Genomic DNA, 21,004 nt, shown 5'->3' with positions numbered 1-21,004 from the left:
CCGGGTGCACGGTGAGGGAGGCAGCGGCCCCGTGGCCCGCCACCGGCCCGGGCCGGTGGCGGCCCTACTCCCGGCCGGTTCGCAGGTGGTCGGCGATGGAGAGGTGGGCCGGTTCCCAGGCCAGCGCGTCGCGTGTCCGGGTGGCGGAGACCTGCTGGTCGCGCGTGAACAGGCCGGCCAGCGGCCCCAGCTCGGCCTCGGCCTCCTCCAGCGGCCACGAGGAGGCGCTCCCGCCTCCCAGCGCCGCCGCGATCGCGTCGAGTCGTGCCGTCTCGCCGACGCCGTGCCAGACGGTGCCGGGAGCGGCCCGCTCGGCGACGGCCACGTAGAGGGCGGCCAGGTCCGTCACGTGGACGACCGGCCAGCGCACCCCGGGGTCGCCGATGTACACGCCCTCGCCCCGTTCGGCCGCCTTGCCGGTCAGCAGTCCGTGGACCAGGCCGCCGCCGTGGCCGTACACCAGGCCGGGCCGGACCACCCGTCCGCCGGCCGCCAGCACCCGCCGTTCGATCTCCGGCCGCCACGCGGCGACGGGGTGGGGGTCGGGCGGGGTGTCCTCGTCGGCGGGACTGGAGCCGAGGACGGCGGCTCCGGTGGTGTACAGGAGCGGGCTGCCGGCCGCCAGCAACGCGTCCACCCCGGCGAGGTCCGCCGCCTCGCCGAGCGGCGCCCCGGCGTGCACGACCAGGTCGTACCCGGTCGCGGCGGCGGTCAGCGAGGACGGGTCGGCCAGGTCGCCGGTCACGGGCCGGTGAGGTGACCGGCCACCGCCCGGACGGGTCAGGGCCGCGACGTCGTGACCGGCCTCGGTGAACGCGGTGGCCACGTGCGAACCGACGTAGCCGGTGGCACCGATGATCAGGATCTTCATGATGGTACGGCTCCTTGGAGATCCGAAGGTCCAAGAAGGGCTAGGGGGCGAGCGTCTGGCGGACGCCGGTCCGCGAGGCGTTCTCGACGGCGGCGAGCACGCGGTGCTGTCGCACGGCGGTGTGGAAGGAGGGATGCGCCTCGCGCCCCTCGGCGATCGCGCGGGCGACCTCCAGGTAGAGGGCGGCGACGTTCGCGGGCGGGCCCGCGGGGACTCGGGCGAGGGGATCCGCACGGACACGGGCGGACGGACTCGCGGGGACACGGACGAGGGGGCCTGCGAGGGAACCCTCGGGGACGCGGGCGAGGGGATCCGCACGAACGTGGGCGGGCGGACTCGCGGGGATCTCGCCGGGTGGACCCGCGAGGGCGTCGGCGGGCGGGGGCGTGAGGGCGTCGCCGGGTGGGGCCGTGGGCGCGTCCGGGCGCGTGTGGCGGCCCGCGACGACCGGTTCGGCGCGGGTGCCGTCGGCGGCCGAGCGGGTGACCGTCCAGTCGGCCCAGTGCGGGTACATCCCGGGCTCGGCAGGGGCGACGGTCAGCGCGCCCTCGCTTCCGGTGATCCTGAGGTGGAAGCCGTCGGGGCCCGGCGCGTTGCCCCCGGGCACGCTCACCACGGCCACGGCCCCGCTCTCCAGAAGCCCGTGGACGCTCACGTGGCCGGGCACCCCGCCCGGTACGGACCGGCCCGTCTCGGCCACGACGACCTCGCGGTGGACGCGGTCGAGCGAGGCGGAGACCTCCACCAGCGGGCCCGCCAGATGCTCGACCATCGCCAGGACGTGCCCGGCCATGATGGTCAGCAGGTTCATCCCGGCGGCGGGGTCGACGCTCCAGGCGAGGTCGCCGGGGATGCGGGTCCCGCCGAGCGGGGCGCCGTCGGCCACGACGGTGACCGACTCCAGCCGCCCGATCCCGCCCCCGGCGATCAGGTCCCTGACGAAACCGGCCGCCGGGGAGCGGAAGCCCTGGAGGACGACCGCGTGGACGACCCCCGCCGAGGTCGCCGCCTCGGCCAGCTCGACGGCCTCGGCCAGGTCCACGCCCAGCGGCCACTCCGACACGACGTGCTTGCCGTGGTCGAGCGCGGCCCGTATCACCGTGGCGTGGTCGGGCGCCTTGACCACCACGGCGACCACGTCCACGTCCGGGTGGGCGGCCAGCTCGGCGGCGTCGGCGAAGGCGTGCGGGACGCCGAACGCGGCGGCGGCGCGGCGGGCGCTGTCCTGCCTGGTGGTCGCGACCGCGGTGACGGCGTACTCCTCAAGATTGAGGAGGGCGGGCAGGTGCGCGGCCGTTCCCCAGCCCCGGTCGGGACTGGCACCGACGACGCCGACCCGGATCGGGCCGGTGGTTGGTCTGCTCATGATCCCCCTTCACGAGTTAAGTATCGATCGGTAAGAAACTAGCCCGGGGCGGAGGACGGCGTCAACGGGGTAACGTATCGATTGGTAAGAAACTTGGGAGGTGCGCATGCCAGGAGGGCGCCCGCGCGCGTTCGACCCCGAGGACGCGCTGGACCGCGCGCTTGAGGTCTTCTGGAGCCAGGGCTACGAGGGAACGGCCATCTCGGACCTCACCACGGCCATGGGGATCAACCGGCCCAGCCTCTACGGCACCTTCGGCAACAAGGAGGAGCTGTTCCGGAAGGTGTTCGACCGCTACCTCGACGGCCCGGGGGCGTACGTCGCGCGCGCCCTGGAGGCGCCGCGGGCACGGGAGGTGGCCGAACGCCTGGTGTACGGCGCGGTCGAGCTGACCACCGGCCCCGACACCCCCCTCGGATGCCTCAGCGTCCGATGCGTGCAGGCGTGCGCGCCGGAGGCCGAGCGGATCAGGAGCGAGGTGGTGGCGAGCAGGAAGGCCGGGGAGGAGGCGCTGCGGGCACGCCTGTCACGGGCGAGGGACGAGGGCGACCTGCCCGGCGACTGCGACCCGGCCGACCTGGCCCGTCTCGTCACCGCCCTCACCGACGGCATCGCGGTCCAGGCCGCCGCGGGCTGCCCCAGGGAGGACCTGATGCGGGTCGCCGAGACGGCCCTGCGCGCCTGGCCCGCCGGAGGATGAGGCCCGGGAAAGACGAGGCTCGGACGTGTCACGGACGACAGGCGCCGCCGGGTTCCGGTATCCAGGCAGGGGGCGGACCGGGAGCCGCCAGGCGACCGGCCGGTCCCGCGCAGACCCGTCGCGCCCATCGGAGGAACCACCGTGAGCATCCCGCTGCCCGCCTCGTTCGCCCACCACGTGATCGACGCCGACGGCGTGCGCGTCAACACGTACGTCTCGGGCGACGGCCCCCCGGTCCTGCTGCTGCACGGCTACCCGCAGACCCATCTCATCTGGCACCGGGTGGCGCCCGTGCTCGCCCGCGAGCACACCGTGGTCCTCACCGACCTGCGAGGGTACGGCGACAGCGACAAGCCTCCCTCCGCACCGGACCACGCCCCCTACTCCAAGCGGGCGATGGCGCACGACCAGCTGCTGGTCATGCGCTCGCTCGGCTTCGGCCGCTTCGCGGTGGCGGGCCACGACCGCGGGGCGCGGGTCGGCCACCGCCTGGCCCTGGACGAGCCCGAGGCGGTGACCAGGCTGGCCGTGCTGGACATCGTGCCCACCCGTCACGCGTTCCGGCACGCCGACGCCGCGTTCGCGCTCGGCTACTACCACTGGTTCTTCCTCGCCTCGGGCGACGGCGTCCCCGAGCGCATGATCGGCGCCGACCCCGGCTACTGGCTCCGCTCCCACATGAAGGTCCAGCACGGCCCGACCCCGTTCGACCCGGCGGCCCAGGACGAGTACGTCCGCTGCTTCTCCGATCCCGCGGCCGTCCACGCCTCCTGCGAGGACTACCGGGCCGCCGCGAGCATCGACCTGCGCCACGACGACGCCGACGCGGACGCGGGCCGGCGCGTGACCTGCCCCGTGCTGGCCCTGTGGGGCGAGCGCGGTTTCGTCGGGCGCACCTACGACGTCCTGGACGTCTGGCGGCGGTACGCGGACGACGTGCGCGGCCGGGCGGTGCCCAGCGGGCACTACGTCCCCGAGGAGGCTCCCGAGGCGACGGCCGAGCTGCTCGGCTCGTTCCTCTCCGAGAGCCCGCCCGGGAGCCCTGCCACGACGGCGCGTTAGCGGCCGGGGCGGTGACGGTCGACGGTCAGGTGTAGTAGCCCTCGACCGGGACGCGCGCCTCGTCGAACAGCGCGGGGCCCTCCTGCGGCACGTGCGGCCAGCCGCCCCCCGGCTTGAGGCTCGCGAACTGCTCGTTGGAGAGCGCGAACACGACGCGGCCGAGGCCGGACCGTGCGATGGCGCCCGCGCACATCGGGCAGGGCTGGCAGCTGGTGTACATGGTCGTGGCCGCCGCGACGCCGGGGTCGAGCTCGCGGGCCGCCCACCTGGCCAGCTTCAGCTCGGGATGGGCGCTGATGTCGCGGTCGCCGAGGACCGTGTTGTGGTCCTCGGCGAGGACGGTGCCGTCCGGGCCCACCAGCAGCGACCCGAACGGGGCCTCCCCACCCGCCCGCGCCCCGGCGGCGAGCTCGATGGCCCGGCGGAGATACTTCTCGTCGTCGTTCGTCATGATCGTCCTGTTCGTGGTTGATGGGTGCGCAGGTCCCAGCGGGCGGCCACGGCGGCGAGCGCCCGCCAGGCCACCTCCGGGTGGCGCGTCTCCTCCGGGTCGCCGTCGAACGGGTCGAGCACGACGGTGTCGGCGCCGAGCAGGCGCAGCCGTTCGAGGTCGTCGGCGACCTGGTCGATCGTGCCCTCACCGGCGAGCCGCCCGGGAGCGGTGATCGGGGATTCGGTGAGCCGCAGGGCGATGCGGGGCGCGAAACCGGGCATCGGGCGGCCCTCCTCGTCCGCGATGACCTTCAGCCGGTCCAGCGCCTCGCGCATCCGGTCGAAGGTGAGGCGCAGCGGGTGCCACGCCTCGCCGAGGCGCACCGCCCGGCGCAGCCCGGCGTCGCTGTTGCCGCCGACCCAGACCGGTATCCGCCCGGCCCGGTAGTCCTCCTCGTCCTCCCAGGCGGCGCGCATCACCCGGAGATGGTCGTCGGTCAGCGCCCCGCGCCGCTCGAACGGGACCCCGAGCGCCTCGAACTCCTGCCGTGCCCAGCCGACCCCCACGCCGAGGACGAGCCGCCCGCCGCTGAGCCGGTCGAGGTTGGCGGCCATCCGGGCGACGAGCAGCGGGTGGCGGTACGGCACGATGAGCACCGTGGTGCCGATCCGGATCCCGTCGGTGACCCCGGCCAGCCAGGAGAGGGTGGTGAAGGGCTCGTAGAACGGCGCCGGGTACTGCTCGGCGACGTCGGGAGTGATCACGACATGGTCCGAGACCATGAGCAGATCGAAGCCCAGGCCCTCCACCGTCCGCGCCCAGCCGCGCAGCATCCCGGGATCGGTGCCGGGCCCAAAGTTGGGGACATTAACGCCTATTCTCACCGCTTCAGGCTATCCAGCGATCACCGGCGGCCGGAAGGGAATCATCCCGGCGTACAGTGCCGTACGCCGGTGATATGCCGGTATCTTCACCGGATGACCGAGAATCTAGACGCGACCGACTGGTTGATCCTGGTCGAGGTCCAGCGGGACGGCCGCATCCCGATCACCGAGCTGGGGCGGCGGGTGAACCTCAGCGCCTCCGCCACGACCGAGCGGGTCAGGCGGCTGGAGGCGGCGGGCGTCATCACCGGATACCAGGCGAACGTCGACCTGGAGAAAGCCGGTTTCCCCGTGCTGGCCGTCGTCCGCCTGAAGTACCCGGGCAGCCGGCACGAGCCGCTGCACCGGCTGCTCGGCGAGCGCCTGGAGATCCTGGAGTGCCTGCGGACCACCGGCGACGACTGCTACATGCTGAAGGTGGCCGCGACCTCCATGGGCCACCTCGAAGAGCTCGTCAACGAGCTGGCCCAGCTGGGCAGCACCACCACCAACCTCGTCTACAGCCGGACGCTCCCCTACCGAGGCCCCCGGGAACCCCGTTCCTGACCGGGGTCCCCGGGCGTCGTCCGTCTTCCGTACGCCGGTTCCGTACGTCGACAGCGGTGTTCCGTACGCCGGCCGGGAGCGACGGCCGCTTCCGGTTCCCCGCGCGCCGGGCTAGGAACGACGGCCGCAGGCGGCCGTGATCCGGGTGCCGGCCTTCCCCTCGGCCACGGGACCGGACCGCGAACCGGCCTGCGAACCGGCACGGTCGTCGCGGCGGACATCGTCTCGCTCACCGCTCCTTCCCCGCGCGGTCAACGTCGTGCAGGGACACCCGAGGTCCACCCGCTGGATCAGCACCGGCGAGGTGCTGGGATCGTGCTGGGCCGTGCCCGTGCAGGTGGCGACGACGCGATCCACCCCCGCGGGAAGGCTGGAGGTGGTCAGGGTGGCGACGCCCGCGACGAGCGGGACGGTGCCCAGCGTCGCCCCGTCGGTGGCGAAGACGACCTGTCCCGTGGGGATGGTCGCGTCCGAGGACGTCACCGTCGCGGTGAAGGTGATCGGGCCGCCGTCTCCCAGCGGGCACGTGGAGGTCAGCGTGGTGGTCGTCGGCGCTCCGCGGGAGGCGAAGAGGGGCGGCGAGACGGTGTCCGTGTCCAGGGTGGTCGCGCCGTCGCGGCTCAGCAGGCGTCCGACCACGGTCGCGCCGGTGGTCGCGGTGATCGCGCCCAGTGAGAGGACGCTCCCCGCGAAGCTGGAACCGGCGCCCAGCGTGGCCGCGCTGCCGACCTGCCAGAAGACGTTGGCCGCCTGCGCGCCCCCGATGAGGGTCACCGTGCCGGCATTCGCGGTGATCAGGGTGGTGACCGTCTTGAAGACGAAGGGTGAACGGTCCCGTTCACGACACCGGGCGGAAAGCCGCTCAGCGTCGTGCCCGGCCACACCCCGAGGTCTCCGGTGACGACGGTGGTCCCGGTGTTCGTGACGGAGTCCCGGCCCAGGACCGCGAAGCCCGCCGCCGTGCCGAGCGGCACCGGTGTCCCCACGCTCGCGGCCGTGCCGAATGGCACCGGCGTCGCCGTGTTCGCGATCGCCGGGGGCGCGGCCACGCCCCCCCAGCGCGACCACGGCCACGAGGACACCCGCCAGCCGGGAGCGAACGATATTTCGCGCCGTCAAACGAGGTCGAACGGTCTCCGTCATAATATTTTCCTTTTCCTTGAACATTGTCCCATAAGGGCGCATTTTCAGTGATGCACCACTCCTTCCGACCATACCGAGGAGCTGGGCCGTACTCGTTATACGACATACGGGTAAATCTCATCACCATTAGTCCTCCCACCCGCGAGGACATCAATCCCCGCGGAGAGGAAAGCCATTGAAGTCGCCATATCGACTTATATATTGAAATAATTCTGCGATTCACGTGCCCGCATGCCGTACGACGGGAAGGCGGAGGGGAGACGGCGGGAAACGCGTCGTTCGCCGTCGGGGGTCATGCGCCGCCCGCCCCGCGACGGCGAGAACCCGGGAACACGCCCGCACCCCCGCACCCGCTTCGGCCCCCGGGGTCGGCGAGGCGACGGCGAAAGGCGGCGACCCGGCACGGGGCACGGGGGTACGCGCCATCGCCCAGCGCGCCACAACCCCACGTTCCCCGCCCCTCGCCTCGCCCCCCTCCGCTCCCTCGCCTCTCACCGGCAGATCATCCGGAAAGTGACCCAATGCGCTGTTGATGGCCACCCGTCAAGCGCTACGAAAGCGGCCTGCAACTCGAAATGCCTACAAAGGTAGGCAGAGGCGGAAGGACCTGTGTTTTATTCCCCGGAGTTCTTTCCTGCCGTCCGGTGATCCTCGACTCCACCCGCAGGTGGGGCGGACCGATCAGGACCGACCCAAAGGAGAGAACATGAACGGCGAGAAGCCGACGAGAACGGCGAGAGCCGGCGGCGCCCGGCGCCGATGGGCGGGAGCCGTGCTGGCGCTGGCCACCGCGGCGGCCGTGGCGGGCCTCGGGGCCGGCCCCGCCTCGGCCGACGTACCGAACGGCATAACGAACGACGTGGCGAACGGCGTGACGAACGGCGTGACGAACGGCGTGACGAACAGTGCGGCGACCCGCGCGACGGACGGAGCGGCGAACACGTCCGGCGCCAAGACCCCCACCAAGGCCCCCACCGAGGTCCTCGCCACGGCACCCGATTTCGCGTCCGACTCCCGTCTGGAACGTTTCGTCAAGAAGCCGCGCTGGAAGAGGTGCGGCCTGTTCAGATGCGCGACCCTCACGGTGCCCGTCGACTACGCCGACCCGGGCAACGCCAGGACCTTCACCCTCCCCCTGATCAAGGCCCCGGCGAGCAGGCCCGACCAGCGGATCGGGACCCTCGTCACCGCGGCCGGAGGACCCGGCCAGTCCGGCACCTGGATGGTCCGCACCTTCCACGAGAGCTGGCCCGCGCAGCTCCGCGAACGCTTCGACGTCGTCGGCTTCGACCCCCGCGGGGTCGGCGGCAGCAGGCCCGCCATCGACTGCGGCCTGCGCGCGGGTGACAAGCCCATCGGGAGACCGCGCGCCGACCTGCCGCTGGTCGGGGAGGTCGCACCGTACTACCGGCTCATCGCCCAGGCCTGCGCCCGTGGCACCGGCGAGGACGTCCTGCCCCACGTCGGCACCGCCAATGTCGTCACCGACCTGGAACTGCTGCGCGCGGCGCTGCGCCAGGACACGATCAGCTTCCTCGGCTACTCCTACGGCACGAACATCGGCCAGCGCTACGCCGACCGCTTCCCTCGCCGCGTCCGCGCCATGGTGCTCGACGGCATCGACACCGCGCACCTGGACTGGGAGACCGACTCCCTCCACGGCGCCAGGGCCCACACCGCGGCGCTGCACTCCTTCGCCCGCGCGTGCGCCCGCGACCCCCGGATGGCCTGCCCGGCCACCAGCGCGAAGGGCGTCCTCGCCGCCATCGACAAGGTGATCGCGCGGGCGAGGACCAAACCCCTGCGCGGCGGCAGGTACGACCTCGACGCCGACACCGTGCGAGCGGTGATCGGCGGCACCCTGATCAACCCCTCCTCCTGGCGGGAGCTGTCCACCGCGCTGGGAGCGGCGGCCGACGGAGACGGGACCCCGCTCGCGGACCTGCGGGTCCAGCTCGGCTCCCCCTCGGTGTCGCTGCCCGTCGACGAGGTGACGAGCGTGGTCAACTGCCTCGACCGGCCCCACTCCAGGAACCTGAGGGACTACGAACGGCTCGCCGGGCGGATCCGCCGCCTCGACCGCCTCTCCGAGGGCACCAACCTGACCTGCGCCTTCCTGCCCTCACCCGCGGTCGCCCCCACCCCCGCCCGCGCCAGGGGCGCCGGGCCCATCGTGCTGGTCAGCCACACCAGGGACGCGCGCACGCCGTACCGCTGGGCCAGGGAGGTCGCCGGGAACATGCCCTCGGCCGTGCTGCTGACCTACGACGCCGACGGGCACACCGTCTACGCCACCGGCGTCTCCTCCTGCGTCGACGACACCGTCACCCGCTACCTCGTCGACCTGACCCCGCCCAGGAACGGGGCGCGCTGCACTCGGTGAGCCCCGCAACCCGCCGGACGGCGGCGAGGTCATCGGGGGCGGGCACACAGCGCTCCCGATGACCTCGCCCGCGACCGTGTGATGTCTCGTACCGGCCGAGCGCCTTTACAATGTAGATCACAAACCTGGCCGCGCGGAGCGGAGATTTTAGCCGACGAGCCCGGACGGCGAGCGGGCGCGAGGCGGTCCCCGGCGGAAGCGTGTGCAATGGGTCCATGGCTGCCGTACCGATATGGACCGACCTGCTCACGACCCGCTCCGCCCTCTGCCTGGGGATCGCCCCCTCCCCCAAGTGGCTGGAGGCCTGGAGGATGGACGACGACCTGGACGGGGCCCGGCGGATGTGCGCGGTGGTGCTGGAGGCCGCCGGCGAGCGGGTGTCCGTCTACCGGATCCAGGTGCCGTTCTTCACCCGCTTCGGCGCCGCGGGCGCGGCCCTGCTGCGCGAGGTCGTCGACGGCGTGCACGAGCGGGGCTCGCTCGCCGTGCTGGACGCGAAGGTGTGCGACGCCGACGACACCATGGACTCCTACGCCGACCTCTACCTGGGTCCCGGCAGCGTGCTGGGCGGGGACGCGGTGACGGCGAACCCGTTCATGGGCTTCGCCTCCCTCGGCCCGCTGCTGCGCCGGGCCCGTGACAGCGGGACGCTGGTCATGGTGCTCGTACGCACCTCCAACCACGCGGCCGGCGGGGTGCAGGGCGCCGTGACCGGATCGCGCACCGTCGCGCAGCGCACCGCCGACGAGGTGCGGGAGTGGAACGACGAGCACGGCGTGGCGGCCGCTGCCGTGGTCGGGGCCGGCCGCGAGGAGGCCCTCGACCTGGTGGCCCGCATGCCGTCCGCGGTCGTGGAACTGCCGGGCCTCGGCCGGGCCGGGCGCGAGACCCGCGACCTCGTCGCCGTCGCCGCCGAGGCGCCCGGCCGGGCCGTCCTGCCGGTCACGACCGGGGTGCTGCGGCACGGGCCCGACGTCGCCGCGCTGGGCGCGAGCATCGCGGCCTGGCGGGAGGAGATCGGCACGATCGGCGCGGAGGTCCCGGCGTGCTGATCGAGCTCCGGCCCGGCACCCCCGCCGAGGCCGCCGAGGAGGTGGCGGCGCTGGCCGGGGCGCACGAGGACGTCACCGCCTGGCCGGTCAGCCTGGCCGGGAGGGTCTTCGTCGTGGTGAGCGGCGACGAGTCCCTCGCCCGCGTACCCGCCTCGCCCGCCGTGCTGGCCCGCCGCCCGACCCCCGACGGCCACTGGCTGGTACGGCGGGAGAACGGCGTGGCACCGCGCGAGGTGACGATCGGCTCTCCTGCGGGGTCCGGGCGGGAGATCGGCGGCGGGGCGGTCGGGGGAGCGCGGCTGTGGTGGGCGGCCGGACCGTGCGCGCTGGAGTCGGCCGAGGACGCGGTCGAGACGGCCCTCGCGGTGAAGGCGCAGGGGGCGCACGCCCTGCGGGCCGGGCTGTCCAAGACGCGCAGCAGCCCCTACAACTTCCCCGGCAAGGGCGCGCGGGGCCTGGAGGCGCTCGCGGAGGTCCGGCGGGCGGCGGCCATCCCGGTCATCACCGAGGTGTGCGACCCGCGCGAGGTGGAGGCCGTCGCCGAGGTGGCCGACTGCCTGCAGGTGGACGGGCGGCAGCTGGACAACCGCCCGCTCCTCGCCGAGCTGGGCGCGCAGCCCAGGCCCGTACTGCTGATGCGGGGGCCCCGGGCGAGCCTGGACGACTGGCTGCGGGCGGCGGAGTTCGTCCTCGCCCGGGGCAACGCCGCCGTGGTGCTCTGCGCGGGCGCCTCGGGGACGCCGCCCCAGCCCGGTTTCTCCGCGATCGCCGCGCTGCGCGCCCGTACCGACCTGCCGGTGGTCTTCGACCCCAGCCACAGCACCGGCTCGGCCTCGCTGGTGGCCCCGGCCTCGCTGGCGGCCGCCGCGTACGGCGCGGACGGGCTGCTCATCGAGTCGTGCGTGAAGCCCGAGCGGATGTACCGGCCGGGCGACGCGGCGCACATGTTCCCTCCCGAGTCCCTGGCGGACCTGGTCTCCGCCTGCGAGCGGGCCCGGGACTCCGCACGATCCCTGGCGGTTTCGCGATGACTGTTTCCACCACTTCCATGACCTCCACGGCCTCCATGACCCATCCCGCGAGCTGGCTGGTGCCGCTGCGCCGGCCGGAACGGCCCCGCGCGCGGCTGGTCTGTGTGCCCAACGCGGGGGGCGGCGCCACGACGTTCCGGGGCTGGGCAGACCTGCTCCCCGGCGACGTGGAGCTGTGGGCGGTGCGCTCGCCGGGCAGGGAGACCCGCATCTCGGAGAAGCCCCTGCACAAGCTGTCGGCGATCGTCGATCCGGTGGTCGACGGGCTGTCGCGCCTGGACCCGCTGCCGTTCGCGCTGTTCGGGCACAGCATGGGCGCGCTGGTGTCGTTCACGGTGACGCGGCGGATGCGCTCGCGCGGGCTGCCGGGTCCCGGGCGGCTGTTCGTGTCGGGCTGGAACGCCCCCCACGTCCGCGACGGCATGCCGCGCCTCGGGCAGCTCGGCGACGAGGACCTGATGCGGGTGCTGCACCGGCTGGACGGCATCCCGCCGGAGGTGATCGGCAACGCGGAGCTGATGGACCTCGTCATGCCGGTGCTGCGGGCCGACCTGAACGCGGCGGAGTCGTACGTCCACCAGGACGAGCCGCCGCTGGCCTGCCCGATCTCGGTGTTCGGCGGGAACGGCGACCCGACCACGACGGCGGCCGGGCTGGGCGCGTGGAGCGCGCAGACGGGGTCGGCGTTCCGGCTGCGGCTGCTGCCCGGCGGGCACTTCTTCATCCACACCCAGCGCCGGGCGGTGCTGCGCGCGATACGGGGAGACCTCGGCGCCTGCCGGTGAGGGTGCCCGCGACGGGCGGGAGATCCGGCCGAGCGGGAACCCGGTGCCCGCCGACGGGCGGGAGTCCTGGACGGACTCCCCCGCCCGAACGTGCCCACCGGGCCGGCGGTCAGCGGATGTCCCGGGAGGACCGAAAGAGGCTCAGCGCTTCTTGCCGACGAGCTTGCCCGTGGACAGGGTGGCCTCGGCGCCGTAGAAGCGGCCGACGCGCTCGACCTCCTTCTCCAGCTCCTTGGTCTGGCCGGAGTCGAGCTTGACGAACGACTCCAGCTTGATCTCGACCTTGCCGCCCTTCTCCTTCCGCTCCCACATCCCGGAGACGACCCCGTCGACCAGCATGATCTGGTGGGCGACCGCGCCCTCGTACCTGCCCCGGCCGTGCTCGAAGACGCGGGCGGCGGTGTCCTTGGGCACGACGACCTCCTTGGGACCGCTGCCGAGGACGTACGCCTCGTACTGCGGCAGCAGCCGCACGCAGCTCGGGTCGGACGGCCAGCGGCCCTCGTCGGCGGCGAGGACGTACGCCTTGCGCCCCTCGACCTCGACCTGGGCGACCTCGTCGCCGAGCGACTCCAGCGCCTCACGCGCCTCGGGCGGCCTGAGCGCGAACCAGCGGGCGAGGTCCTGGTGGGTGGCGGGACCGTACGCGCGCAGGTAGCGGCGCACGATCTCCATCGCCGACTCCTCGGGGTCGGGCTGGTCCTTGACCTCGGTCTTCAGCCCCGCCCACCGGTCGGGCCTGACGTAGGTGACCTTGGCGCCCCGTACCGGCCCGAAGCAGAGCACGCCGAGGTAGGCGACGGGACGCAGCAGCTCGCCCCAGTTGGAGGAGAGCTTGTCCTTGGCCCACGCGCCGACGTGCCCGGAGACCTCCTTGGCGAGCTCCTCGCGGGTGAGGCACTCGCCGTCCAGCGCCTCGCGGACCGCGTCGACGAACGCCTCGCCCTGCTTGGCGGTGAGCCCGTGGTGGGCGTGCCAGCTGCCCTTGGCGCGCCAGTAGGGCTTCCAGCGCATCGCCGCCATCCACAGCGCCAGCTCGTCGGCGGCGTGCACGTGCAGGGTGCCGCGCAGGCTGTACGTCTTGACGAGGCGCTTCTTGTCGTACAGCTCGGCGCGCACCTGCTCCTGCGTGGCGCCCTTCACCCGTGACCCGATGGCCAGCTCGGCCGCGGCGGCGACCTGCGACTGCACCCCGCACACGTCGCGCACGGGTTTGCGCAGGTCGCCGGAGACGGGTTTCACGAGGTGGTGGCGGGCCAGCCGCCGCGCGTGGACCTGATCCCAGGTGAGTGAGTTCATGGTCGTCGCCTCTACCCCATGGGATGCAGCCGAACCTGGACGTGCTTGACGCCGTTGATGACGGGAGAGCGCAGGTAGTCGGGCGGCCCGAGCAGCTCCGCCGCCGACACCGAGTTCGCGAGCTCGTCCAGGAAGACGGTGAGCTCCAGCTCTGCGAGGGCGGCCCCCAGGCAGAAGTGCGGACCGGAGCCGAACGCGACGTGCCCGCTGCGGGAGCTGCGCGGCCGCCCGACGTCGAACACCTCGGGGGAGTCGAACACGCGCTCGTCGCGGTTGGCGGAGGTGTGCCAGATGACGACGTCCTGGCCCTCTTGGATGGTCTTGCCGTGCAGCTCGGTGTCGCGGGCGGCGCGGCGCAGCACGTGCCGGCTGGGGGAGGTCCAGCGCAGCAGCTCGCCCACCGCGTTGGGCACCAGCTCGGGCTCCTTGCGCAGCCGGTCCCACTGGTCGGGGTGCTCCATGAAGGCGAGCAGCCCGCCGACGGCGGCGTGCCGGGTGGTCTCGTTGCCGCCGAGCATCAGCACGTCGAAGAAGAGCAGGCACTCCTCCTCGCTCAGCACCCCCGCGTCCTGGGAACGGGCGAGCAGGCTCACGATGTCGTCGCCGGGCGACTTGCGGCGCTTCTCCACCAGGCCCTGGCAGTACAGCAGGAGCTGGCCGTGCGCCTGGGCGGCGTTGGCGCGCACGTCGGAGGTCATCTGGTACTCGCTGTCGTGCGAGCCGAACGCCGTGGAGGTGAGCCTGAGCATCAGGTCCCAGTCCTGGCGCGGCACGTCCAGCAGCGCGGAGATGCCCGCGACGGGCAGGGCCGCCACGACGGTGGCGAAGTCGCACTCCCGGCGCTCCAGCGCGTCGGCGAACACGTCCTTGACGACCGAGCGCAGGTACGGCTCCAGGGCGGCGATCGCCCGGGGGGTGAAGCACTTGTTGACCAGCTTGCGCAGCTCGGTGTGCCGGGGCGGGTCCGTCGTGTTGATCATCTTTCCGGAGCCCTGGTCACCGGTGTTGCGGTGCGGGCCGAGGGTGTTGGTCTGGTTGGAACTGAACGTCTGGGGGTCCTTCTGGACGTTCACGCAGTCCTCGTACCGGGTGACCGACCAGAAGCCGGGCTCCTTGCCGTCGGGGTTCCAGTAGAGCGGGTCGTTGTCTCGCAGGTGGCGGAAGACCTCGTGGGGTCTGTCGCCGACGTGCAGATCGGCATCGGCCAGATCGACATCAGTCATTTAGGAACTTCCCATTCCTCGGAGAATTTTCCGGCAGAAGTCATCTCGCCGGCGGGATGGCCCGATTACCGGGGACCTGATCGGTGACAGGACTGATTGGCTGCGGGCCCGTTCTGCGGCGGGACGAGGTCGATTACCTGCGGGCGGCCCCGATTAACCCGCGTGCCGCCCCGGATTAAGGCGAGGGCGGGATTATAGGCCGCCCGCCGGAGACCCGTCCGAGCGTTTTTCCGCGTTTCCGGCGACATGGTTATCGTCCTCCCATGGTTCTACGTGTCAAGCTCGTCCTGTCGTTGCTCACGGCCGCCGCCCTGGTGGGAGGCGCCTCACCACCTGCTTCCCCATCAGTGGGACGGCCCGCCGCCGCCGGGGCCGCGAGACCGTTCACGATGCAGGACTTCATGACCACGCGGAAACTCGGTCAGGTCGTCCCGTCCCCCGACGGTAAAGCGGTAGCGGCCGTCGTGAAACGCGGGCCGAGCGAGTCGAGCCGATATGGCGCATCATTTGTCGACGGAAACGAGCGCGCGGACATCTGGATAGCCGACGGCGAGGGACCGGCGCGCGACGTGACGCACGGCGCGAAGGACGGCACCGGCCACTACAACCCGGTGTGGTCGCCCGACGGGCGCATGCTGGCCTTCGCCTCCACCCGGGGCGGCGACGACGTGTTCCTGCACGTGTGGGACCGCGAGACGGGCGAGACCCGCAAGCTGACCCCGCGCGGGGTGCAGACGATGACGAACGCCTCGGGCTACCTGATCCAGTGGCTGGACGCGCGGCGGGTGATCGCCCCGATGGTGAACGCCGGGCGGTGGGCGCTGGAGTACGGGCAGTGGCTGGAGGCCCAGCGCGCCGCCCCGAAGCAGTGGGCCAAGGTCGAGAAGGGCAAGGAGACCACCGCCTCCGTACTCGACAGCTCCGCGACCCAGGGCCAGGACAAGCTGGACGAGGAGGTCGCCGTCATCGACGCCGTCACCGGGAAGATCACCTCGGCGGGCCCGGCCCGCACCTACACGGCCGGCAACCTGGTGGCCGACCCGACCGGGCGGAACATCGCCCGGGTGGACGACCTCGGCCCCACCCCGGCGGTCGACGGGCAGCTCAAGCGCGTCCTGGAGCGGCGCACCCAGCTGGCGATCGCCTCCGCCTCCGGCGGGCAGCCGCGCGTGGTGGGCGACGTGCCGAGCCCCTCGGTCACCGTGCAGCCCCGCTGGGCCGCCGACGGCTCCCGGCTGCTGATCGTCGGCAAGACCACCCCCGAGACGCCCGACCCGTTCACCGCCTACCTCGTCCCCGCCGCCGGGGGGAAGGCCGCGCCGCTCGCCGCCGACCGGCTGGTGGCCACCGGCCTGCTGTGGGGCGCGGGCACCCCGCTGGTACGCGGGCTGAAGGTCAAGGACGCTGCCAACCCGGCGGCCCGCCAGGACTGGTGGGCGTTCGACCCCGCCGACCCCTCCGCCGCGCCGCGCGACCTGACCTCGCGGTTCAAGGTCCCGCCGCTGGAGCTGGTACCGGTGCCCGGCGGCGTGCTGGGCGTGGCCGACGGGCGCGCCTGGCTGATCGACCCGCGCACCGGGCAGGCGCGCGACCTGAAGGCGACCGGCGCCGCCCCGCTGGCGGAGCTGGCCTGGCCGCTGGACGACGGCGTCAGGCGCAACGGCGTGCGGCCCACCGACCGGGGCGGCGCCGAACCGGCCAACCCCCGCCTCGACCGCGACTTCCCCCTGGTGCTGGCACGCGACGCCAAGGGCGGCCTGTACGAGCTGGCACCCGGCGCCTCTCCCGTGCTGACCCCGCTCCCCCTGCCCCACCCCGAGGCGGGCGTCGCCGGGTACTCCCCCGCGAACCGCACCGCGATCTTCGGCGCGGGCGGCGACCAGGGCACCGCGCTGTGGACCTCCCACGCCGGGCGCCACACCCGGCGGCTGTCGCTGAACGCCCACCTCGCCCAGGTGACCCCGCCGAAGCGCGAGCTCGTCACCTACAAGGGCGCGAACGGGGAGAAGCTGACCGGCGCGCTGCTGCTGCCCCCGGGCCACCGCGACGGCCAACGCCACCCGCTCGTGGTCAACGTGTACGGCACCCGGATCGTCACCACGCTGGAGGACGTGCCGGAGTTCAAAGTGAACAACCCGAGCTATCTCACCCTGCAGTTCCTCGCGGCCCAGGGCTACGCCGTGCTCGTCCCCTCGATCCCCCGCCCCCTGGGCAAGGCCGCGGCCGAGCCGATGACGTGGCCCACCAAGCCGATCATGAACGCGGTGGACGCCGCGATCGACGAGGGCGTGGCCGACCCGAAGCGGCTCGCGGTGCTGGGACACTCCTTCGGCTCCTACAACGTGCACAGCCTCGTCACGCAGACCGACCGCTTCAAGGCGGCGATCGCGATCTCCGGCTTCTCCGACGTGATCAGCAGCTACGGCGTGTTCGACTCCCGCTTCCGCTACACGCCGCGCGCCCAGGAGTGGTTCGCGCCCGCCTACATCGAGGACCCGGCGTTCGAGTTCGGGCTGGGCAAGCCGCCGTGGGAGGACCCGCAGCGGTACGTGCGCAACAGCCCCCTCCTGCACGCGGGCAAGATCAAGACGCCGGTGCTCATGCTGCACGGCGAGCGTGACTACCTGACCCACACCGGCTCGGAGGAGATGTACACCGCGCTGGCCAGGCAGGCCAAGAAGGTGCGGCTGGTCAGCTACTGGGGCGAGGCGCACATGCCGTACTCGATGGTCTCCCCCGCGAACTTCCAGAGCATGATCGAGCAGGAGCTGGAGTGGCTCCGCCTGAACCTGCCCGGAGGCAACCGGTGAGACTTTTCTCGCCCGCCCAGGAGCGGGCCTGGCTGGAACACCGGATCCGCGGCGACGCCGTACCTGACGGGATCTCCCTGCGGCTGCGGCTGACCGGCCCCCTCGACGAGAAGGCGCTGGGCTCGGCGCTCGGCGACCTGGCCGAGCGGCACGAGGTGCTGCGCTGGGCCCTGCCCACCCGGGGCGACGGGCCCCGCCCGGTGGTGTCGGCCGGGGCGCTGCCCGCGCCGCGCGCGGTGCCGGTCGAGCCGGACAGGCTCGGCGCGGCGCTGGCCGAGGTGGAGGGCCGGCCGTTCGACCCGGTGACGGGACCGCTGGCCCGCGCCTCCCTGCTGGCACTCGGCCCCGAGGAGCACGTACTGGTGCTGCGCATGCACCCGTGCGTCGCGGACGAGGGCTCGGTCGCCGTACTCGCCGCCGACCTGGCCGAGCTGTACCGGGCCCGGACCGAGGACGACTCCCCGCGCCCGCCCGGCACGCGGGACGCGTCACCCGCCGATACCCGGGACGCATCGCCTACCGGTGCCCGAGATGCGTCACTTACCGGCGCCCGGGACGCGTCGCCCGCCGGCGGCTTGGACGCGTCGGCCGGCGTCTCCGCGCCGGGCCCGGGCACCGGTCCCGAGGTGACGGACGGGGACAGGCGGGAGTTCTGGCGCGAGGCGCTGCGGGAGGTGCCGCCGCTGGAACCCGCCACCGACCGGGCCCGCCCCGGGCGCCGCTCCGGCGCGGGCGGGACGCACCGCTTCGAGGTGACCGTGCCGCCCGAGCTGGGCGTCCCCTCCCGGGCGGTGCTGGCGGCGTTCGCCGTCCTCCTGGCGCGCTGCTCGGGCCAGGAGCGCTTCACGATCGGCGTGCACGCCCCCGGCCGTGTCTCGGGGCTGCTCGGCGGGGAGCCGAACGAGTTCGCCGGGACGGCGGGGCCGCTGGACGACCTCGTCCCGCTGCCCGTGGACCTGTCCGGCGACCCGGACCTCGCCGCGTTCTCCGCCCGCCTGGACCGGGCCGCGGACGGCGCCTGGCGGCACCGGCTGCCGCTGCAGGACCTGGCCGCCGCCGTCGCCCCGCCCCGCGACCCCAGCCGGGGCGCGCTGTTCGACGTGGCGTACGGCGTCGTCCCCCGGCCCGCCGCGCACGAGGCCGCGGGCCTGCGCCTCGAACCGCTCGGCGACCGGGAGCCCGCCGCCCGGCGGACGGCCTGCGACCTGGACCTGCGCCTCACCGCGAACGCACCGGACGGGGTCGGCGCCGGGACCGGGATCGGGATCGGGACTCGAAGCGAGACCGGGACAAAAAATCGGACCGCGACCGTGACCACGACCGTGACCACGACCCGAAGCGAGACCGGGACAAAGACCCGGCCCGCGACCGCGACCCGGAGCGAGACCCGGAGCGAGACCGGGAGCGGGGAAGGCGACGGAGGCGGCGACCGGTTCCGGGCGACCCTGACCTACGCCACCGACGTCTTCGACCGCGCCACGATCGAACTGATGACCGCCCGCCTGACCCGCCTGCTCGCCGAGATGGCCCGCTGCCCCGGACGGCCGGTGCTCGACCTGCCGCTCGACGACCGCTCGGGCCCGATCGCGGGCCCGCCCGCGGCGGTGGACCTGGACTCCCCGGGGTCCACCCTGGCCGCGCTGATCGCCGCCCAGGCCGGGCGCACCCCCGACGCGACGGCCGTGGACGGGGACGACGGGCGGCTCACCTACCGCGAGCTGGACGAGCGCGCCAGGGAGCTGGCCGGATGGCTGGCCGCCGAGGGGGTGGGTCCCGGCAACGTGGTCGCGATCTGCCTGCCGCGCTCGGCCCGCCTGGTCACGGTCGTGGCCGGGGTGCTGTACGCGGGCGGCGCGTTCCTGGCGCTCGACCCGTCGCAACCGGCTCCCAGACTGGAGTACCTGCTGTCCGACGCGGCGGCGACCGTCCTGGTGAGCACCGGGGAGATCCTCGGCGGCCTGCCGGAGGGCGGGGGGCGCCGTCTCGACCTCGACCTGCGCGACCCCGCCAGGACCGCCGCGCCCAGCCCGGCCGGTCCGCGCGACCTCGCGTACATGATCTACACCTCGGGCTCGACCGGCCTGCCCAAGGGGGTGCTGCTGGAACACTCCGGCGCGTGCAACCTGGTCATGGCCCTCGCCCCCGAACTGGGCATCGGCCCCGGGGTGCGGCTGCTGCAGTTCGCGCCGCCGACCTTCGACGCCTGGGTGTGGGAGGTGTTCACCACGCTGGTCTCCGGCGGCACCCTGTGCGTGCCGGAGGCCGGGAACATCCTCGTCGGCCGGGCGTTGAGCAGGTGCCTGTCGGAGCGCGAGGTGAACGCCGTGCTGCTGCCCCCCTCGGTGATCGCGACGCTGCCCGACGACCCGCTGCCCGGCCTGCGGGTGCTGGTGACGGGCGGCGAGGCGTGCACCCCCGAGCTGGTCGAACGCTGGGGCGCCGGCAGGCGCATGGTCAACGCCTACGGGCCGACCGAGGCGACCGTCATCGCGACCCTGGCCGACTGTTCGGCCGGTGAGGGCGTACCGCCGATCGGGCTGCCCATGGCGGGGGCGTACGCGCTGGTGCTGGACGCCGCCGGGCGCGTCGCGCCGTGGGGGGTGCCGGGCGAGCTGCACGTCGGCGGCGCGGGCGTGGCGCGCGGCTACCACCGGCGGCCCGCGCTGACCTCCGAGCGCTTCGTCCCCCTCGCCGGACCGCCGCCCACGGCACAGGACGTGCCGCCGTCCCCGATGCCCGGCGGACGGCTCTACCGGACCGGTGACCTGGTACGGCAGCGCCCCGACGGCCGCCTCGACTTCATCGGTCGGGTGGACCACCAGGTCAAGCATCGCGGCTACCGGATCGAGCTGGGCGAGATCGAGCAGACGCTGCGGGCCTGCCCCGGCGTGGACGACGCGGCGGTGGCGCTGGAGGACGAGCAGCTGGTGGCCTACGTGGCCGCCTCCGCCTCCGGCCCCGTACCCACCTCCGCTCCCGCTCCCGCTCCGGCTCCGGCTCCGGTGACGGCGAAGGACGCCAGGGCGTGGACGGCCGGGCGGCTGCCCGGCTACATGGTGCCGGGGACCGTGCACGTGCTGGACGAGCTGCCGCTGACCACCGCGGGCAAGATCGACCGCCGCCGGCTGGCCACCTCGGCCGCCCGTGCGGGAAGCCGGTCGGACGAGCCGCGCGACCGGCTGGAACTGGAGGTGCTGGAGGCCTTCCGGCGGGTGCTGGACGAGCCGCGGATGGGCCCGCACGACGCCTTCTTCGAGTCGGGGGGCGACTCCCGGCTCGCGGTGACGCTGCTCGGCCGCCTGCGCGGCGGCCTGCGCAGACCGGTCGCGGCCCGGCTGCTCTGGGAACGCCCCACCGCCGCGGGCCTGGCCTCGGCCCTGCGCGAACTCGGGTAGGCGGGCGCCGCGCGAAACCCC

The 21,004-nt window shown here is 73.7% G+C and carries 16 protein-coding genes; 9 read left to right on the top strand and 7 right to left on the bottom strand.

What is annotated here, in order from left to right:
- Nucleotides 1–64: 64 nt before the first annotated feature.
- Together ACSC1Q_RS39260 and ACSC1Q_RS39255 are read right to left on the bottom strand one after the other, a co-directional pair.
- Complete coding sequence (locus ACSC1Q_RS39260) at nt 65–871, bottom strand: NAD-dependent epimerase/dehydratase family protein (protein ID WP_436763816.1); 807 nt, start codon at nt 869–871, stop codon at nt 65–67.
- Nucleotides 872–911: 40 nt separating this feature from the next.
- Nucleotides 912–2,237: a Gfo/Idh/MocA family protein gene (locus ACSC1Q_RS39255; RefSeq protein ID WP_436763815.1), complete on the bottom strand. Its 1,326-nt coding sequence runs from the start codon at nt 2,235–2,237 to the stop codon at nt 912–914.
- A 106-nt stretch (nt 2,238–2,343) separates the two neighbouring features.
- On the opposite strand from ACSC1Q_RS39255, the gene ACSC1Q_RS39250 reads away from it, so the two are divergent.
- Together ACSC1Q_RS39250 and ACSC1Q_RS39245 are read left to right on the top strand one after the other, a co-directional pair.
- Nucleotides 2,344–2,937 (top strand): TetR/AcrR family transcriptional regulator, encoded by a 594-nt coding sequence (locus ACSC1Q_RS39250; protein WP_436763814.1) that lies wholly within the window; start codon nt 2,344–2,346, stop codon nt 2,935–2,937.
- A 141-nt stretch (nt 2,938–3,078) separates the two neighbouring features.
- Nucleotides 3,079–3,999: an alpha/beta fold hydrolase gene (locus ACSC1Q_RS39245; protein WP_436763813.1), complete on the top strand. Its 921-nt coding sequence runs from the start codon at nt 3,079–3,081 to the stop codon at nt 3,997–3,999.
- A 25-nt stretch (nt 4,000–4,024) separates the two neighbouring features.
- On the opposite strand, the gene ACSC1Q_RS39240 is transcribed toward ACSC1Q_RS39245, so the two are convergent.
- Both ACSC1Q_RS39240 and ACSC1Q_RS39235 read right to left on the bottom strand, forming a co-directional pair.
- Complete coding sequence (locus tag ACSC1Q_RS39240) at nt 4,025–4,450, bottom strand: nucleoside deaminase (RefSeq protein ID WP_436763812.1); 426 nt, start codon at nt 4,448–4,450, stop codon at nt 4,025–4,027.
- Nucleotides 4,447–5,316, bottom strand: coding sequence for an LLM class flavin-dependent oxidoreductase (locus ACSC1Q_RS39235; RefSeq protein ID WP_436763811.1), 870 nt, complete (start codon nt 5,314–5,316; stop codon nt 4,447–4,449). Before ACSC1Q_RS39235 ends, ACSC1Q_RS39240 begins: the two co-directional genes overlap by 4 nt.
- Before the next feature lie 93 nt (nt 5,317–5,409).
- Between ACSC1Q_RS39235 and ACSC1Q_RS39230 the strand changes: the two genes are divergently transcribed.
- On the top strand, nt 5,410–5,862 hold the full coding sequence (locus ACSC1Q_RS39230) for an Lrp/AsnC family transcriptional regulator (protein ID WP_436763810.1): 453 nt from the start codon (nt 5,410–5,412) through the stop codon (nt 5,860–5,862).
- 111 nt (nt 5,863–5,973) lie between these two features.
- Here the strand turns inward: ACSC1Q_RS39230 and ACSC1Q_RS39225 are convergent, their stop codons facing one another.
- Nucleotides 5,974–7,005, bottom strand: a complete 1,032-nt coding sequence (locus ACSC1Q_RS39225; RefSeq protein WP_495573952.1) for an ice-binding family protein — start codon at nt 7,003–7,005, stop codon at nt 5,974–5,976.
- Between the two features lie 706 nt (nt 7,006–7,711).
- On the opposite strand from ACSC1Q_RS39225, the gene ACSC1Q_RS39215 reads away from it, so the two are divergent.
- The 4 genes from ACSC1Q_RS39215 to ACSC1Q_RS39200 all read left to right on the top strand — a co-directional run bounded on the left by ACSC1Q_RS39215 (nt 7,712) and on the right by ACSC1Q_RS39200 (nt 12,256).
- Complete coding sequence (locus ACSC1Q_RS39215; protein WP_436763808.1) at nt 7,712–9,388, top strand: alpha/beta hydrolase; 1,677 nt, start codon at nt 7,712–7,714, stop codon at nt 9,386–9,388.
- 215 nt (nt 9,389–9,603) lie between these two features.
- Entirely contained in the window at nt 9,604–10,440 is an 837-nt protein-coding gene (pyrF, locus tag ACSC1Q_RS39210) for an orotidine-5'-phosphate decarboxylase (RefSeq protein ID WP_436763807.1), read from the top strand.
- A complete protein-coding gene (locus tag ACSC1Q_RS39205; protein WP_436763806.1) occupies nt 10,434–11,471 on the top strand; it encodes a 3-deoxy-7-phosphoheptulonate synthase in 1,038 nt (345 codons plus the stop codon). Before pyrF ends, ACSC1Q_RS39205 begins: the two co-directional genes overlap by 7 nt.
- Nucleotides 11,468–12,256 (top strand): thioesterase II family protein, encoded by a 789-nt coding sequence (locus ACSC1Q_RS39200; protein WP_436763805.1) that lies wholly within the window; start codon nt 11,468–11,470, stop codon nt 12,254–12,256. Before ACSC1Q_RS39205 ends, ACSC1Q_RS39200 begins: the two co-directional genes overlap by 4 nt.
- Before the next feature lie 141 nt (nt 12,257–12,397).
- Here ACSC1Q_RS39200 and ACSC1Q_RS39195 read toward each other — a convergent pair whose 3' ends face one another.
- Nucleotides 12,398–13,555, bottom strand: coding sequence for a winged helix DNA-binding domain-containing protein (locus ACSC1Q_RS39195; RefSeq protein WP_436763804.1), 1,158 nt, complete (start codon nt 13,553–13,555; stop codon nt 12,398–12,400).
- An 11-nt stretch (nt 13,556–13,566) separates the two neighbouring features.
- Nucleotides 13,567–14,778 carry a cytochrome P450 gene (locus ACSC1Q_RS39190; RefSeq protein WP_436763803.1) on the bottom strand — a complete coding sequence of 404 codons (1,212 nt, stop codon included), beginning with the start codon at nt 14,776–14,778 and terminating at the stop codon, nt 13,567–13,569.
- A gap of 263 nt (nt 14,779–15,041) precedes the next feature.
- Between ACSC1Q_RS39190 and ACSC1Q_RS39185 the strand changes: the two genes are divergently transcribed.
- Both ACSC1Q_RS39185 and ACSC1Q_RS39180 read left to right on the top strand, forming a co-directional pair.
- Nucleotides 15,042–17,588: a S9 family peptidase gene (locus ACSC1Q_RS39185; protein WP_436763802.1), complete on the top strand. Its 2,547-nt coding sequence runs from the start codon at nt 15,042–15,044 to the stop codon at nt 17,586–17,588.
- Nucleotides 17,585–20,983, top strand: a complete 3,399-nt coding sequence (locus tag ACSC1Q_RS39180) for a non-ribosomal peptide synthetase (RefSeq protein WP_436763801.1) — start codon at nt 17,585–17,587, stop codon at nt 20,981–20,983. The genes ACSC1Q_RS39185 and ACSC1Q_RS39180 overlap by 4 nt, the downstream gene beginning before the upstream one ends.
- The last annotated feature ends 21 nt before the right edge of the window (nt 20,984–21,004 follow it).

It is taken from the genome of Streptosporangium heterodermiicola (genome assembly GCF_051390675.1).
Classification (GTDB): Bacteria; Actinomycetota; Actinomycetes; order Streptosporangiales; family Streptosporangiaceae; genus Streptosporangium.
This window is presented reverse-complemented; position numbering and strand designations above follow the sequence as displayed.